The sequence below is a fragment of the Streptosporangium sp. NPDC023825 genome (assembly GCF_040639575.1).
Lineage (GTDB): Bacteria > Actinomycetota > Actinomycetes > Streptosporangiales > Streptosporangiaceae > Streptosporangium.
This window is the reverse complement of sequence record NZ_JBFAAE010000046.1, coordinates 37,671-51,082: the sequence shown is the minus strand read 5'-3', so window position 1 is coordinate 51,082 and position 13,412 is coordinate 37,671. Positions and strand designations below refer to the sequence as shown.

General features: G+C 70.2%; 13 protein-coding genes and 1 pseudogene. 8 read left to right on the top strand and 6 right to left on the bottom strand.

The window, feature by feature from the left end; all coding sequences use genetic code 11:
* Window positions 1–5: 5 nt before the first annotated feature.
* From AB0G15_RS30830 to AB0G15_RS30805, 6 genes and pseudogenes are all read left to right on the top strand, one after another.
* A complete protein-coding gene (locus tag AB0G15_RS30830; RefSeq protein ID WP_362846503.1) occupies window positions 6–785 on the top strand; it encodes a glucose 1-dehydrogenase in 780 nt (259 codons plus the stop codon).
* Entirely contained in the window at window positions 782–1,258 is a 477-nt protein-coding gene (locus AB0G15_RS30825) for a nitroreductase/quinone reductase family protein (protein ID WP_362846501.1), read from the top strand. The genes AB0G15_RS30830 and AB0G15_RS30825 overlap by 4 nt, the downstream gene beginning before the upstream one ends.
* 164 nt (window positions 1,259–1,422) lie before the next feature.
* A pseudogene (locus AB0G15_RS30820) lies at window positions 1,423–1,891 on the top strand (transposase); the annotation flags it as partial.
* 157 nt (window positions 1,892–2,048) lie between these two features.
* Complete coding sequence (locus AB0G15_RS30815) at window positions 2,049–3,116, top strand: DUF559 domain-containing protein (RefSeq protein WP_362846499.1); 1,068 nt, start codon at window positions 2,049–2,051, stop codon at window positions 3,114–3,116.
* The gene (locus AB0G15_RS30810) at window positions 3,116–3,751 is read left to right on the top strand and encodes a MarR family winged helix-turn-helix transcriptional regulator (protein ID WP_362846497.1); all 636 of its coding nucleotides are present in this window, start codon (window positions 3,116–3,118) and stop codon (window positions 3,749–3,751) included. The genes AB0G15_RS30815 and AB0G15_RS30810 overlap by 1 nt, the downstream gene beginning before the upstream one ends.
* Window positions 3,752–3,753: 2 nt before the next feature.
* Window positions 3,754–6,927: an ATP-binding protein gene (locus AB0G15_RS30805; protein WP_362846495.1), complete on the top strand. Its 3,174-nt coding sequence runs from the start codon at window positions 3,754–3,756 to the stop codon at window positions 6,925–6,927.
* A 149-nt stretch (window positions 6,928–7,076) separates the two neighbouring features.
* Here the strand turns inward: AB0G15_RS30805 and AB0G15_RS30800 are convergent, their stop codons facing one another.
* From AB0G15_RS30800 to AB0G15_RS30790, 3 genes are all read right to left on the bottom strand, one after another.
* Entirely contained in the window at window positions 7,077–7,535 is a 459-nt protein-coding gene (locus AB0G15_RS30800) for a nuclear transport factor 2 family protein (protein WP_362846493.1), read from the bottom strand.
* A gap of 70 nt (window positions 7,536–7,605) precedes the next feature.
* On the bottom strand, window positions 7,606–7,899 hold the full coding sequence (locus AB0G15_RS30795; protein WP_362846491.1) for an SDR family NAD(P)-dependent oxidoreductase: 294 nt from the start codon (window positions 7,897–7,899) through the stop codon (window positions 7,606–7,608).
* 63 nt (window positions 7,900–7,962) lie between these two features.
* Window positions 7,963–8,922, bottom strand: a complete 960-nt coding sequence (locus AB0G15_RS30790) for an NADP-dependent oxidoreductase (RefSeq protein ID WP_362846489.1) — start codon at window positions 8,920–8,922, stop codon at window positions 7,963–7,965.
* A 158-nt stretch (window positions 8,923–9,080) separates the two neighbouring features.
* On the opposite strand from AB0G15_RS30790, the gene AB0G15_RS30785 reads away from it, so the two are divergent.
* A complete protein-coding gene (locus AB0G15_RS30785; RefSeq protein WP_362846487.1) occupies window positions 9,081–9,467 on the top strand; it encodes a helix-turn-helix domain-containing protein in 387 nt (128 codons plus the stop codon).
* A gap of 206 nt (window positions 9,468–9,673) precedes the next feature.
* Here the strand turns inward: AB0G15_RS30785 and AB0G15_RS30780 are convergent, their stop codons facing one another.
* Together AB0G15_RS30780 and AB0G15_RS30775 are read right to left on the bottom strand one after the other, a co-directional pair.
* Window positions 9,674–10,675 (bottom strand): AlkA N-terminal domain-containing protein, encoded by a 1,002-nt coding sequence (locus AB0G15_RS30780; RefSeq protein WP_362846485.1) that lies wholly within the window; start codon window positions 10,673–10,675, stop codon window positions 9,674–9,676.
* A gap of 31 nt (window positions 10,676–10,706) precedes the next feature.
* Complete coding sequence (locus AB0G15_RS30775; RefSeq protein ID WP_362846483.1) at window positions 10,707–11,315, bottom strand: hypothetical protein; 609 nt, start codon at window positions 11,313–11,315, stop codon at window positions 10,707–10,709.
* Window positions 11,316–11,508: 193 nt separating this feature from the next.
* On the opposite strand from AB0G15_RS30775, the gene AB0G15_RS30770 reads away from it, so the two are divergent.
* The gene (locus tag AB0G15_RS30770; RefSeq protein WP_362846481.1) at window positions 11,509–11,889 is read left to right on the top strand and encodes a VOC family protein; all 381 of its coding nucleotides are present in this window, start codon (window positions 11,509–11,511) and stop codon (window positions 11,887–11,889) included.
* A gap of 111 nt (window positions 11,890–12,000) precedes the next feature.
* Here the strand turns inward: AB0G15_RS30770 and AB0G15_RS30765 are convergent, their stop codons facing one another.
* The gene (locus AB0G15_RS30765; protein ID WP_362846479.1) at window positions 12,001–13,398 is read right to left on the bottom strand and encodes a serine/threonine-protein kinase; all 1,398 of its coding nucleotides are present in this window, start codon (window positions 13,396–13,398) and stop codon (window positions 12,001–12,003) included.
* Window positions 13,399–13,412: the final 14 nt, after the last annotated feature.

Genomic DNA, 13,412 nt, shown 5'->3' with positions numbered 1-13,412 from the left:
ATCTGATGCGCCGCTTCGACAACCAGACCGTGCTCGTGACCGGTGGGACCGGGGGCCAAGGCTCGAGCCACGTACGTGCCTTTCATGCGGAGGGAGCGAACGTGGTGATCGGCGACATCGACGCCGAACGCGGCGCCGCTCTCGCCGCCGAGCTCGGGACCCGCGCTCGCTTCACCCGCCTCGACGTCACCGACGAGAGCTCGTGGTCCGCCGCTGTGCTAGCCGCCGAGAGCGCCTTCGGCGCCCTGAACGTGCTCGTCAACAACGCGGGCGTCCAGAACCCGCCGGCGCCGATCGAGAAGACGGACCAGGCCACGTGGTCGCGCATCCTCGACATCAACCTCACAGGGACCTTCCTCGGCATCAAGGTCGCCGCCCCCGCTCTGCGCCGCGCAACAGGGGGAGCCATCGTCAACATCGCCTCGACAATGGGCCTGGGCGGCACGGCGCACTACGCGCCGTACGTCGCCGGCAAGTGGGCCGTGCGCGGTCTCACCCGAACGGCAGCGCTCGAGCTCGGCCGGGACCACATCCGCGTGAACGCCATCCACCCCGGCGTGATCGCGACCTCCTTCATCCAAGAACCAGCAGCCGGCGCCACCGCGGCAATCGCCGACTTCTACTCACCCGAGCCGTTTGCCATCCCCCGACTTGGAGAGCCGACCGACGTCACCCGGCTTCTCCTGTTCCTCACGTCATCAGACGCGTCGTTCATCACGGGGTCGGAGTACGTCATCGACGGTGGACTCCTCCTCGGGCCCGCCCTTCAGACCGAGACCGCATGAACAGCCCAGACACGACCGGATGGAACGACTCCGTACGGGACGCGTCTTTGTCGCACCTGCCCGATCACATCCGGCGAGCCATCGAGATCACACCCGCCGCAGGCACCAGCGAACGGACCATCGACATCACGACGCTGGGGCGCCGCACCGGCCGACCACGCCGCATCGAGATCTTCTTCTACCGAGCTGCGGGCACCACCTACCTGTGTAGCGGCGCCGGCGGGACCGCTACCGACTGGCATGCGAACCTTCTCGCCAATCCCACCTTCACCTTCCACCTCAAGAACGGGATCCGTGCAGATCTGCCTGCACGGGCCACGCCGGTCACCGCCCCAGCCGAACGTCAGGCCGTGCTGGCGGAGATCGTCGCGGATCTCAATCAGCCCCACGACCCCGGCACCATCCGGCCGACTCGGCTCGAAGACTGGGCTGACAGCCGGCTGATGCGCATCAGCTTCCGCCATCGGCCGTGATCGCGGCCCCCTCGGCAGATGACCTGCTCCCGGAGACTGGGGTGTAGCCGCGGCCAGAGCGGCTCTTCGCCAGATGAAGGTGTAGCCGGCGCGGCGGTCCCGGGACAGATGTCGAGGTCTTCAGAGGGAAAGGCTCCTGCACGCTCATCCTGAGAGACCTCCACGTGCCCGACGCCACCGTCGGCGAGCGCTTGGATGCGTTCGCCCACCCCGATCCGACAACCTTCTGCCGCCTCGACGAGCTTGGGCTCGTGGTCACCGGCCGGCGCCTCGAGCCCGAGCGCGCAGTCCTCGGCGTGCCGGGTCGTCGACCCCGGCCGTTGGTGCCACCGCTGCGGCTGTGAAGGGACCCCACGGGACACCGTGACCCGGGGCAAGCGGGTCCTGATCGACGACCCGGTACGGTCCGGCAACGTGTTGGTCGTCGGTGTAGATGAGCACGTCTGGAGGCACACCCGTCACGGCGACAAGTACGTCACGGTCATCATCGACCTCACGCCGATCCGCGACGGCACCGGCCCAGCACGGCTGCTCGACATGGTCGAGGGCCGCTCGAAGCATGTGTTCAAGGCCTGGCTCGCCGCTCGCCCAGAAGCGTGGCGCGACGGGATCGAGGTGGTCGCGATGGACGGGTCCAGACCACGACTACACCCTCAACCGCGAAGAGCCCGTTTGGGTGGTTCTGTAACTTCAGAACGGGAGATATCTTTGGATTTCCCGCGCCTCAACTCATGCGCCCTATATCCTGCGCAAAGTCACGTTTTCAGAGGGGTGGCCAGAGGGAGCCGGTGTGGCATTGTCATGGGGCGATCTCCCGGTCGGGAGGGTGCTCCGCCTCGCCGGAGTCAATTCCAGTATTGACGCCAATGTCATGGAATTGTTGCTGGATCCCTTACCGGAGACCGGCCCCGCCATCGTCACCTACACGGCGACCGACGGAAACTCGGCCTCAGAAGTGGTGGAATCCATCCTCCGCGAGCTGGAAACACTGGCCATCGGGCTTTTCCCCGCCTGGTTGCCCGAAGGGGAGAAACTCTCCGGCCCCGGCGGTGGCGGAGTGGCGGCGGCGAGGATTCTCGCGACGCGCCTGGCATCGGGCACCCGTCATTTCGGACCGTTCCTGGCCGACCTCGCCGCCCGGGCCATCCAGCACGGCGGCCCGCTGGTTCCCGGCCGGCGCGCCCCCATAGGACGATCATTCCCCGCGGAGTCGCGGGCGGCCGGCCTGGCCCGGGTCATCGCCTCCACGTTCGGCCGCGAATCGGCGGCGCTGGTCATCTATGTGCCGGAGAAGCCGACCTCCCGGGGGGAGACCGTCCTGGTCGCCGGATGTGAGTGGCTGGCACACCGGAGCGGCATGGGGATCTGGTTCGTCGGCCCCGAACTGCGCCGCGTCGAAACCCTCCACCTGGAGGTGCCCGCAGCGGTCAGGAGACTGGCCGGGGAGATGACGGCACCACCGCTCACCACGACGGCGGGAGTGCCGCCGATCGCCGGAAGACCACACGCGGGGAGTGTGGTCGAGCGGACGATGGAGGCGGCCCTGGCGGAATGCGCGTGGGCTCATGGCCGGACGTGGAATCAGATGTATCAGTCCAGAGATCCCTTGTTCGTGATGATTCGCACGGATCTGATGTGGGCGCCGGAGAAGTGCGTCGTGGAACTCGACGGACCGGAACACGAGACGTTCCCCCAAATGGAGCGCGACCGGATTCGTGACCGGCACCTGGAACGTGACGGGTTCACGGTGTTGCGATTCACCAACCAGCAGGTGATGAACGATCTGGGGGCGGTTTTGCGGCACATTGAAGAATTCCTCCGGGGCCGACGCCTCGGAATGAACGAAGGAGCAGGCTGATGTCCGAAGGAAGACTCACGTATCGGCAGGCTGCGGTTCTGCTCGTGCTGAGGGAGCTCGGAACCCCGTTGGCCCACAAGGAACTGAAAGAGGAGTGGGGCCTGGACCTCGACACCAAGAACCGCGCGGGTCTCGTCGACGCCAAACTGATCGAGTCGGAGACCAGGGCCCGTCGAGCTTTCTGGTACACGATCACACCGGCCGGTGAAGAGCGCGCGATCGAGGAGGTACGCGCGGGAGTCCCGGTGACCTCCCGCTCGGGCAAGACGCTGGCTCTGCTGTACCTGCGCTCCCTCCTGGCGCCCGGAGCGGCGGTCCCGGTCGCCGAGGAACCCGTACGGGCGCCGGTCACGACGGTGTCGCCGGTGTCGCCGGAGGAGGTGGAAGACCGGATTCGCGAGGCCTACGCGAAGATCACGCCTGGCGCCGGCCGGTGGGCCGCGATGACCAAGCTGCGAGCCCTCCTGACAGACATCGACCGGGATCTCCAGGACGACGTCCTGCGCGCCATGATGCTGGCGGGGCGGGTGGACATCGAGCCCGTCGCGATCTTGGGTGACCTGAAGCCCGAAGACCACGCCGCCGCGATCGTCATCGGCAGCACACCCAACCATCAGTTCCGCGTCGGAGCGTGACGATGGTCACCGAATGGTACGCACTGGAGAGCCTCAAGACCCTCTCGACCGTCAACGCCAGCGAGGACGTCTGGCGGCCGGTTCCGTTCCACGTGCCCGAGATGCACCCGGCGGCCTCCCACGCTCTCCGCTCGGGACTGGACGCCGCCACCGACTCCCCCGCGACCAGCCCGATCGGGGTGGTCCTTGAGGGCGGCGCCGGAAGCGGGAAGACGCACCTGATGAGCTGGCTGCGTGAGCAGGCCATCCAGCGCGACGGCTACTTCTTCCTCATGGGCATTTTCGACGCCCGCAGCTTCTGGGAAAGCGCGGTCGTGTCCGTCCAGGACGGGCTGGCCCGGGTGGGCACGGACGAGGAGACCCAGCTCAAACGGTTCCTCCGCAATCTGACGGACCGGATGGGACTCCCGCGCAAAACCCAGCAGGCGATCATCGGCAACCAGATGGTCACCCGCGTGGACCTCGACCTGTTCATCGACGCCCTGTACGGCATCGACCGCCGGGTCGGCAGGGAGGCGCAGGACGTCGCCCGGGCTCTGGTCCTCCTGGGGGCCAACCACAACGCCCTGGTGGACATCGGCGAGTCCTACATCTGCTCGATCGCGGACGGCGGGAGCTACCGGTCGAGCTGGGGCTTCCGGCAGGTCCGCAAATCTCCTCAGGAGATCGTCCGTGACCTCTCGCGGCTGCTGGCGTTGACCGGCCCGAGTGTGATGGCCTTCGACCAGCTCGACGCGTTCATCGCGCAGAGCAGCGTCTACGTCGAGGGCGGCCCCGACCGTGCGGCGACCGCGGCGGTCCTCCAGTTCGCCCACGGGCTGACCAACCTCCGTGAGGTGACCAGCCGGACCCTGACGGTTCTCTCCTGCCTGCCGGAGACGTGGACGCTCATCGAGAACCTGGCCGTCAGGAGTTTCGGCGACCGCTTTCGGAAGGCCGCGTTCCTCCGGCGCGTTCCGACCCCCGCGGTGGGGGCGGAGCTCGTCACCATGCGACTCGCGGAGCACTTCAAGGACATCGGCTTCGACCGGCCGTATCCGACGTGGCCGATCAGGCCGGAGGCCTTCGACCAGGCCCCCTTCTACACCCCGCGTCAGATCCTGGAACGCCTGTCCGAGCACATCCGGACGTGTCTGGTACGGGGCGAGATCACCGAGCTGGACAGCCTCGGCGCGTCCTCGACCGTGGTCGGTCTCGTCGAGAAGCCCGATCCCGAAGAAGTGCTCCGGGGGATCGACACCAAGTTCGCGCTCCTGGCGGATTCGGCCGACGTCAGCGGGGCGCTGGAGGCCGAACGGGAGGACGCGGTCCTTCCCGGCCTGATCTCGGCGGGCCTCCGAGCATGGGTCGTGGAGCGGGGCGGGACGTCCACGTGTTACCGGGTCGACCCGCCGATGGGCCAGAAGACCTCTCTTCACGCGGGCCTCAGGCAGGTCCTGAACGAGGCGACCGAGGACGAGATCCACTGGGCGTTCCGCGGCATCGCCGCCACGCACCATCTCGCGGCGCTGACCCGGCTCCGCAAGGCGGTGCTCAAAGCCGGTCTCGCGGAGGAGAATCCCAAGCGCCGGTTGATCGTCATCCGGAACATCCCGTGGAACTCCGGGCCGGTCACCCAGGAGTCGGTCGCCGCCTTCCGCGCCAGGGGCGGCCGGGTGATCACGGCCGACGAAGAGGATCTCAGGGTGCTGTGCGCCCTGCGGGATCTCTTCGCGGAGAACCTCCCGCACCTCGACCGGTGGATCGCCGACAGGAAACCCGCCGCCGACCTCAAGCTCCTCAAGGACGCCCTGGGTGATTGGGCGGATCCGACCGCTCCGCGGGTGCCCCAAGCCCCAAAAGACCCTGAGGGGCCGCCCGCGCAGGCGAAGTCCCTGCCGGCTCAGAAGTCCCTGCCGGCTCATGAGGCCGGCGCCTCGGACCGCTCTCCGGAAAACGGGCCGGCCGGAGTACCGTCGCTGACCGTGGGGCGCTCCTACGATCGCGGGCTTCCGGTCTCCGTCGAGTTGGAGGCGCTCCGTAAGCACGTTGCGATCTTCGCGGGATCCGGCTCGGGGAAGACCGTTCTGATCAGGCGAATCATCGAGGAGTGCGCTCTTCAGGGCGTCTCCTCGATCGTGCTCGACCCGAACAACGACCTCGCCCGTCTCGGTGACGCCTGGCCGGAGGAGCCTCCCGCCTGGGACCCCGGTGACGGGGGCCGGGCGGCTCGTTACATCGCGGACACCGATGTCGTGGTCTGGACACCGCGCCGGGAGAGGGGCCGTCCACTGGCCTTCCAGCCGTTGCCCGACTTCTCCAGCGTCCGGGACGACGTCGACGAGTTCAACGAGGCCGTCCACGCCGCCATCGCGGCGCTCGCTCCGCGGGCGAAGGTGGAGGGCGGCACCGGCAAGGCCCAGGTCGCTCGGGCGGTGCTCACGGAGGCGGTCGTCCACTTCGGGAAGTACAAAGGTGGCGGCCTCGACGGGCTGATCAATCTGCTCGCGGACTTCCCCGAGGACGTCAGTCAGATCAGCGGAGCGGCGAAGATCGCGGACGGGCTCGCCCAGGTGCTCCGGGCCGCCGCCGTGACCGATCCGCTGTTCGGTGGGGAAGGTGAGCCGATCGATCCAGGGCGGCTTCTCACTCCTGCCGAGGGGAAGCGTGCCCGGGTCTCGGTCATCAGTTTCGTGGGGCTGCAGAGCGACTCCGAGCGGCAGTCCTTCGTGAACCAGCTGCAGATGGCGCTGTTCGCCTGGATCAAGAAGAACCCCGCCGGTGACCTGCCCCTCGGCGGGCTCTTCGTCATGGACGAAGCGCAGACCTTCGCCCCCTCGGGCGCTATGACCGCGTGCACGCGGAGCACACTCGCGCTGGCTTCCCAGGCCCGGAAATACGGGCTCGGGCTGGTGTTCGCGACCCAGGCGCCCAAGGGCCTGCACAACCGGATCCCGGGCAACGCCGCCACACAGTTCTACGGTCTGCTCAACGCGGATGTGCAGATCGAGGCCGCCAAGGCGATGGCCCGCGTCAAAGGCGGCAGTGCCGATGACATCGGTTCGCTTCGCAGCGGCCAGTTCTACGTCGCACTCGAGGGCGCGGGGTTCGCGAAGGTGCGCACACCTCTGTGCCTGACCCATCATCCCAGGGCACCGCTGACGACCGAGGAGGTCATCGTCCGAGCAAGTCGATGACCTGGCGGGTCAGCCGGTACTCACCCGTGGCGTGATCACTCGCGGGGAGGATCGTGCGCGCCGCCGGAACGTTCGTCCCGGGCTGCGGCCGCACGATCTCTCGCGCCCTTGGGACCTCCGTCGCATGTCGAGCGCTCAGGGGATCGCCCTCACACGGGAGGCAGGCCGCCCTCGAAGACCTCGAGCTTCAGGCGGTCCAGCCTCAGGCGGCTGATCAGCCACCTGCCGTCGATCTTCCGGTACTCCTCGTGGTAGTGCCCGTAGCCCCGCATCCCCTGCGGCAGGCCGTCCTTCTCGGGCCATTCGAGATAGTCGTCCATGCTCCAGATACCGGTGGCGGTGTCGGGACCGGTGATGTCGATCTCGGGCATGAAGCCCCGGTGGACGGCGATCGCGTTCCCGTTCCAGCCGCTGGTGACGCGGGCCAGCTCGGCGGGATCGCGGAGCACCGTCCCATCGATCTCGAGATGGATCTCCGGCGTGAACAACCCGACCCATTCGTCCCACTTCTTGGTGTCGTGGAACCGGAAATAGCGCGCCTTGAGCTGCTTGATCTCTTCGATGTCGAGAAGGCGCCGCAGCGCGGCGTCGTTACCCACGGTGTTCATGTGGCACTCCTGAACAGTCGTCCGTGACGGGGTCACGGAGAATGAGATGTCGATCGTTCGTTGAGGAAGGTCATGCGACGGCGCCGTGGGCGGCGGGCCCCGTACCGTCCGCGCCCCCGCGGCGGCTCACCGCCTGCCGGACCGACTCGGCCCCCTCGGCCTCCACCGTCACGTCGGCCGGGACGAAGGGGGCCTCGCCTCCGGCGGCGCGGATGCCGGCCGCCGGCGCGTCGCCGGCCTCCTTGCCGCGGGCGGCCAGGACGACCTTCGCGCCCTCGGCGGCGATCCGCTCGGCGGCGGCACGGCCCATGCCGGAGGTGGCGCCGGTGATCAGGATGACCTTCTCCGCGAGGCGCGCGGCCACGACCACTCCTTTGTCGGTGAGAGTCGGTGAGGGCCGGCGGGGTCAGAAGGCCAGCCGGCGGGATCAGAAGGTGAGCACGAGCCGGCCGCGGACACCGCCGGCCGCGAGCCGCCGGTGCGCGTCGGCCGCCTCGGCGGCGGGCAGGGTCGCCGCGACGCGCGGGATGAGCACGCCCGCCTCGGCGAGCCGGCGGATCTGGTCCAGCTTGTCCGTCCGCCCCGCGTAGTCGGGGACGAACGTCGTCTGCACCGTGATCGGGCCGTCGCCGTCGAACTCGTGGCCGCCGGGTTCATCGCCGGTGCGGAACCGGGCGTACGTGCCGCCGTCGCGTACGGCGTCGAGGAGTCGCGGCCCGACCAGCGCCGTGTCGGCGACCGCGTCCACGCCGTCCGGGTACCGGGCCCGGATACGGTCGGCGACGTCGGATCCCCTGGCCACGACCTCGGTCGCGCCGGACAGGCGGACCAGGGCCTCGTCGGCGGGCGCGGCGTCGGCGATCACGGTCAGTCCCGCGTGCGCGGCCATCTGGACCAGGTAGCCGCCGAGCGTCCCGGCGGCCCCGATCACGGCGAGGACGGAGCCAGGCGCGAGCGCCAGCTGGTCGAGTGCCAGCCGCGCGGTGAGCCCGTTCATCGGCAGCGTCGCCGCCGCCGCGTGATCGACGCCCGCCGGTGCGCGGACGACCCAGCCGGCCGGCAGCACCACGTACTCGGCGTAGCCTCCCGCGGCCGGGCCGATCGGCATCACCATCGCCATCACCGGCTCCCCCGGGGACAGCTCGGTCTCCGTCCCCGGGCCGATCTCGTCGATCACGCCGGCGATGTCCATCCCGGCGACGTACGGGGCCGGCACCCCGGCGAACGCCTGAGCGTGCACGCCGGCGCGCACCAGCGTGTCCGCCGGATTCACCGCGGCCGCGTGCACCCGCACCCGGACCTCACCGGGTCCGGCATGCGGCTCCGGAAGGTCGATGACCCGCAGCACGTCGGGTCCCCCGAACTCGTAAAACCCAATCACTTGCATAACCGCAGCTCCAAGGCAGTTCTCTTTAGATACCAGGTCTGTTGTTCGTACCATTGCATCGAAATGGAGGAGGCTGCAAGAGAGCACTTCAACGTGCCCAGGTATCCCCGGGAGAACCGTCCAGGACAGAACCAGGTATCTCTCGTATACTGGCGGCCATGGCGCATCCGACCACCGAGACGGACGACATCACCCCCGGCCTGTGCGAGCAGAGCCGCGCCCTGATCCGCGACGTGCTCGAGCGGATCGGCGACAAGTGGTCGGTGGTCGTCATCTGCCAGCTGGGCGACGGCACCCGGCGGTTCAACGAACTGCGCCGGATGAGCGAGCCCATCACCCAGCGCATGCTCAGCGCGACGCTGCGAGGGCTGGAGCGAGACGGCCTGGTGACCCGGACCGTCCACGACACCACCCCGCCGCGCGTCGACTACGCGCTGACCCCGCGCGGGGTCGACCTGCTCGGGGTCGTCCGCGGCCTGGCCGGCTGGGCGGAGAGCAACGCCGCCGGCATCTTGGAGTCCAGGACGACCTTCGACGCGCGGTGACCCGGAGGCCCGGCGTGACCGGCCGGGCGGGCTCGCGTCTCCCGCGACCGTCTCCCGCGGCCCCGACGGCACGATCCGGATCGGCGGCGGCACGATCCACCCGCGGCGCGGGCGAGGCCGAGCCGTGGCCCGCGCCAGATCGCGAGTTCGTGTTCGTGTTCGTCCGGCGCGTACGACCTGAACCGGCGGGACGGTTCCGGCGGGTTTCAGGCCGCGGGCAGCCGGTTGACGGGGTGGTCGCCGGTGGCCCAGAGATACTGGACGGCGTAGGCGCGCCAGGGGCGCCAGGCGGCGGCACGGCGGGTGAGCGCCGCGGGGGTGACGGGAAGGCCGAGCCTGCGGGCGGCGACGCGGATCCCCAGGTCGGCGGGTATGAAGGCGTCGGGGTCACCGAGGGCGCGCATCGCGATGGTCTCGACCGTCCAGGGCCCGAGCCCGGGAAGCGCCGAGAGCTGTGCCCGTGCTCGACGCCGGTCGCCTCCGGCGCCGAGATCGATCTCGTCGGCCGCCAGGGCGGCGATCAGGCCGGTGAGCGTCGCGCGGCGCGTCCGGGGGAGGGCGAGCTTCGCCGGATCCAGCGAGGCCAGTGCCCCGGGGGTGGGGAAGAGATGGGTGAGGCCTCCGCCGGGGTCCGTGATCGGCTCGCCGTGCGCGGTGACCAGCCGGGCGGCATGGGTGCGGGCGGCCGCGGTGGACACCTGCTGCCCGAGCACCGCGCGTACCGCCAGCTCGGACGCGTCGACGGTACGGGGCACCCGGCGGCCGGGGTGCTCGTCCACGAAGGGTGCGAGCACCGGGTCGGCGCGAAGGACGTCTCCGACGGCGACCGGGTCGGCGTCGAGGTCGAGCAGGTTCCGGCACCGGCCGATCGCGGTGGGGAGGTCACGGCGGTCGCTGAGGGCCAGGCGGCAGCCGACGTGGTCGGGCATCGGCCACAGGGTGACGATGCCGTGGCCGTGCGGCAGGCGCAGCGTGCGGCGGTACGCGCCGTCGCGCCACTCCTCCACCCCGGGCACGGCGGTCGCGGCGAGATGCCCGAACAGGTTGCCGGGGCACAGCGGAGCCCGGAACGGCAGCCGCAGCGCCACCATCTCATGGCCGGTCACCGGCCGTTCGCGGGGCGGTGCCGGGGCGGCGTAGGCGTGGTCCTCGCAGCCGGACCGCGCCCGGGCGGCGCATCCCCTCGACCGGGAGTCCTCGTCATGCATACCTGCAGTGTCCAGGAGGGCGACGACCGTCCTACCCGCACACCCCGCGAAGGGCGCACACCTTCTTCGCCATCCTCTTCACCTGACCCGCGATCCTCCCCTCGACCCCTCTCCCGGCGATGTCCTGGGTGTAGAGGAAGAGGGCGGCGCCCCGGCGGCCGACGCCCCACAGAGAGCTGGGTTCACGATCACGCTTCCCCTTCCTGGAGGAGTGGCTTCCGACGATCATGGCCTCGTCCCCGGCGCGCAGGGCCTCGCCGACGTGGACACGCCCGGGACGGGTGGCGGTCTCCTGCTTCACGCACCGCTTCATGTCCGTCCGGAGCTTGAGAAAGGCGGCATGGGCGGATCTCGCGCTCGGGTACAGCGCGAGCTGCTCGCTGCCGTAGGAGGGGCCGCTGGTCAGGTGCGTGATCGTCCGCATCGCGACACGGCCGTCACGGGCTCTCCCCTTCGTGCCGCAGGGGTTGAGTTCGAGCTGCCGGGACGTGCTGTCGCTGATCTTCCACCACTCCTCGCCCACCGCCACGGGAGGGAGCGGCGCCCTCGCCGTGGGTTCGGTCAGCAGGAAGCCCTTGGGAATCCTGGCGGACCCCGCCTCGGCCGCACAGCTTCCGCCGAGAACCAAGCAGATTGTCACGATCGTCGCCATCGCCCGTTCGATCACAGGGAACGAGTCTGCGAGCCCCGCGAAGGCTCCGCAACCCGAAAGCACAACATGCATTGAAATATCACCCGGCTGACCCTCAAACGCCCGGGTGAGATCTCCAGGGATGCCCGCGCCCTGTGTGATCCGAGCGTGATCCGAGCGTTTTTCCGGGCAGGACGCAGCCATGCTCGGACGAACAAGATCTCACCACTGGGGTGTGGTGCTCGACGCACCCGACGCACAGGAACTCGCGCGGTTCTACGCGCGCCTTCTCGACTGGAAGATCACCAAGGACGAGCCCGGGTGGGCCATGGTCGCACCGGCCGACGGGGTCACCTACCTGGGTTTCCAGACATCCCCGGACTACGTACGCCCGGTCTGGCCGTCCGCCGGCGGCTCCCAGCAGATGATGATGCACCTCGACCTGGAGGTCGGCGACCTGGAGGGAGCGGTCGCCCACGCGGTCGAGGCGGGCGCGACGGTCGCGGCCCACCAGCCGCAGGACGACGTCCGGGTCCTCCTCGACCCCGCGGGGCACCCGTTCTGCCTCTACGTGGACGAGTGACAGAACGCCTGAGGCGTGCACGCCGTGCCCGGTGAACGTCCGGGGCGGCGTGTCAGGCAGCGGCCGGCCGGTAGCGGTGCGGAACGTCGCCCGAGTCGAAGGTCCCGGCCCTCAATGATTTTTGCCGTTGCCCTGGCCGTTGCCGTTGCCCTGGCCGTTCCCCGGGCCGTTGCCGTGCCGCGCCGGCTTGCCCTTGTCCTTGTTCTTGCCGGAGTTGGGATCGGGCTCCTTCGCGGCGGTCCCGGACGTGCCGGCCCCGGGGGATCCGGTGGTCGCCGCCCTGGGGGCGACGTCGGCCCGCCCGTCGCGGCGAGGCGCGGCGGTGGGGTACTCGTCGTCGATCACCTGCCGCGTCTCGGGGGTACGGGTGTTCTGTGGCGCCGTGACAGGAGCGGTCCCGGAAGGGGCGACCCGCTCCGGCCGGCCGGACTCGCCACCGTGCCCTCCGGCGGTGAGGGCCGCGGCGGCGACGACGCCGGCGGCCAGAGCCGCGACACCCGCCGACAGGCGCCGGCGCCCGATCATCCGCCGGGGTGCCGAGGTGGGCCCGGCCTCCTCACGAAGGTGGTGCGCCGCGGAGCGGCCGGCCTCGACAGGCCCGGTGGACCGCTGGTCCGCGGCCGACGCCACGACGCGGGCGGCGAGGAAGGGCGCCGCGGTGACGTCCGCGTCCCGTTCCCACAGCGTGGTCACGTCCTCCAGCTGTTTCCGGGCACGGGCGGCGCCGGTGCGCCGGGCGGGGTCCTTGTCGAGCAGGCCGGCGATGACGGGCGCCAGGGGTCCGGCGTGCCGGAACGGTTCGGGATCGGCCGTCAGCACGGCGGCGAGGGTGGCCAGCGCGGTGCTGCGTCCGAACGCGGAGCGGCCCTCGGCGGCGGCGTACAGGGTGGCCCCGAAGGACCACATGTCGCTTTCCACGCTCGACGCGACGCCACCGGCGCGCTCGGGGGCGATGTAGGCGGGCGTGCCCACGACCATCCCCGTCCTGGTGAGGGACACGTCCTCGTCGACGGCGGCGGCCAGCCCGAAGTCGGTCAGGATGGCCTGCCCCTCCTCGGTGAGCAGGATGTTCGCGGGTTTGACGTCGCGGTGCATGACTCCGGCCGCGTGGGCGGCCTCCAGCGCCGACAGCACGTCCAGCCCGACGCGCGCGAGAGTGGTCGCGGGCATGGGCCCCTCCTCGGCGACCACCTCGGCGAGGTTGCGCGAGCGCACGAGCTGCATCACGATCCACAGGGAGTCGTCGGCCCGCACCACGTCGTACACCGCGGCGATGTTGGGGTGGTGCAGCCGCGCGGCGAGGCGCGCCTCCCGCATGGTGCGTTCCAGCAGGACCTCGCGCTCCGGCCCGGCCAGGTGATCGGGGAGCTCGACCTCCTTGACCGCGACCTCACGGTCGAGGAGGTCGTCATGGGCGCGCCACACCGTCGCCGTGCCGCCTCTGCCCAGTCCGGCCAGGAGACGGTAACGCCCGGCCAGCAGCCACCCTTCGTAGCGCAAAGAAGACATTGGGCATGCCTACC

Coding starts and splice junctions, on each gene's coding strand:
- AB0G15_RS30830 (WP_362846503.1), top strand. CDS start 6: ATGCGCCGCTTCGACAACCAGACCGTGCTCGTGACCGGTGGGACCGGG.
- AB0G15_RS30825 (WP_362846501.1), top strand. CDS start 782: ATGAACAGCCCAGACACGACCGGATGGAACGACTCCGTACGGGACGCG.
- AB0G15_RS30810 (WP_362846497.1), top strand. CDS start 3,116: ATGTCCGAAGGAAGACTCACGTATCGGCAGGCTGCGGTTCTGCTCGTG.
- AB0G15_RS30805 (WP_362846495.1), top strand. CDS start 3,754: ATGGTCACCGAATGGTACGCACTGGAGAGCCTCAAGACCCTCTCGACC.
- AB0G15_RS30800 (WP_362846493.1), bottom strand. CDS start 7,535: ATGAACACCGTGGGTAACGACGCCGCGCTGCGGCGCCTTCTCGACATC.
- AB0G15_RS30790 (WP_362846489.1), bottom strand. CDS start 8,922: ATGCAAGTGATTGGGTTTTACGAGTTCGGGGGACCCGACGTGCTGCGG.
- AB0G15_RS30785 (WP_362846487.1), top strand. CDS start 9,081: ATGGCGCATCCGACCACCGAGACGGACGACATCACCCCCGGCCTGTGC.
- AB0G15_RS30780 (WP_362846485.1), bottom strand. CDS start 10,675: ATGCATGACGAGGACTCCCGGTCGAGGGGATGCGCCGCCCGGGCGCGG.
- AB0G15_RS30770 (WP_362846481.1), top strand. CDS start 11,509: ATGCTCGGACGAACAAGATCTCACCACTGGGGTGTGGTGCTCGACGCA.
- AB0G15_RS30765 (WP_362846479.1), bottom strand. CDS start 13,398: ATGTCTTCTTTGCGCTACGAAGGGTGGCTGCTGGCCGGGCGTTACCGT.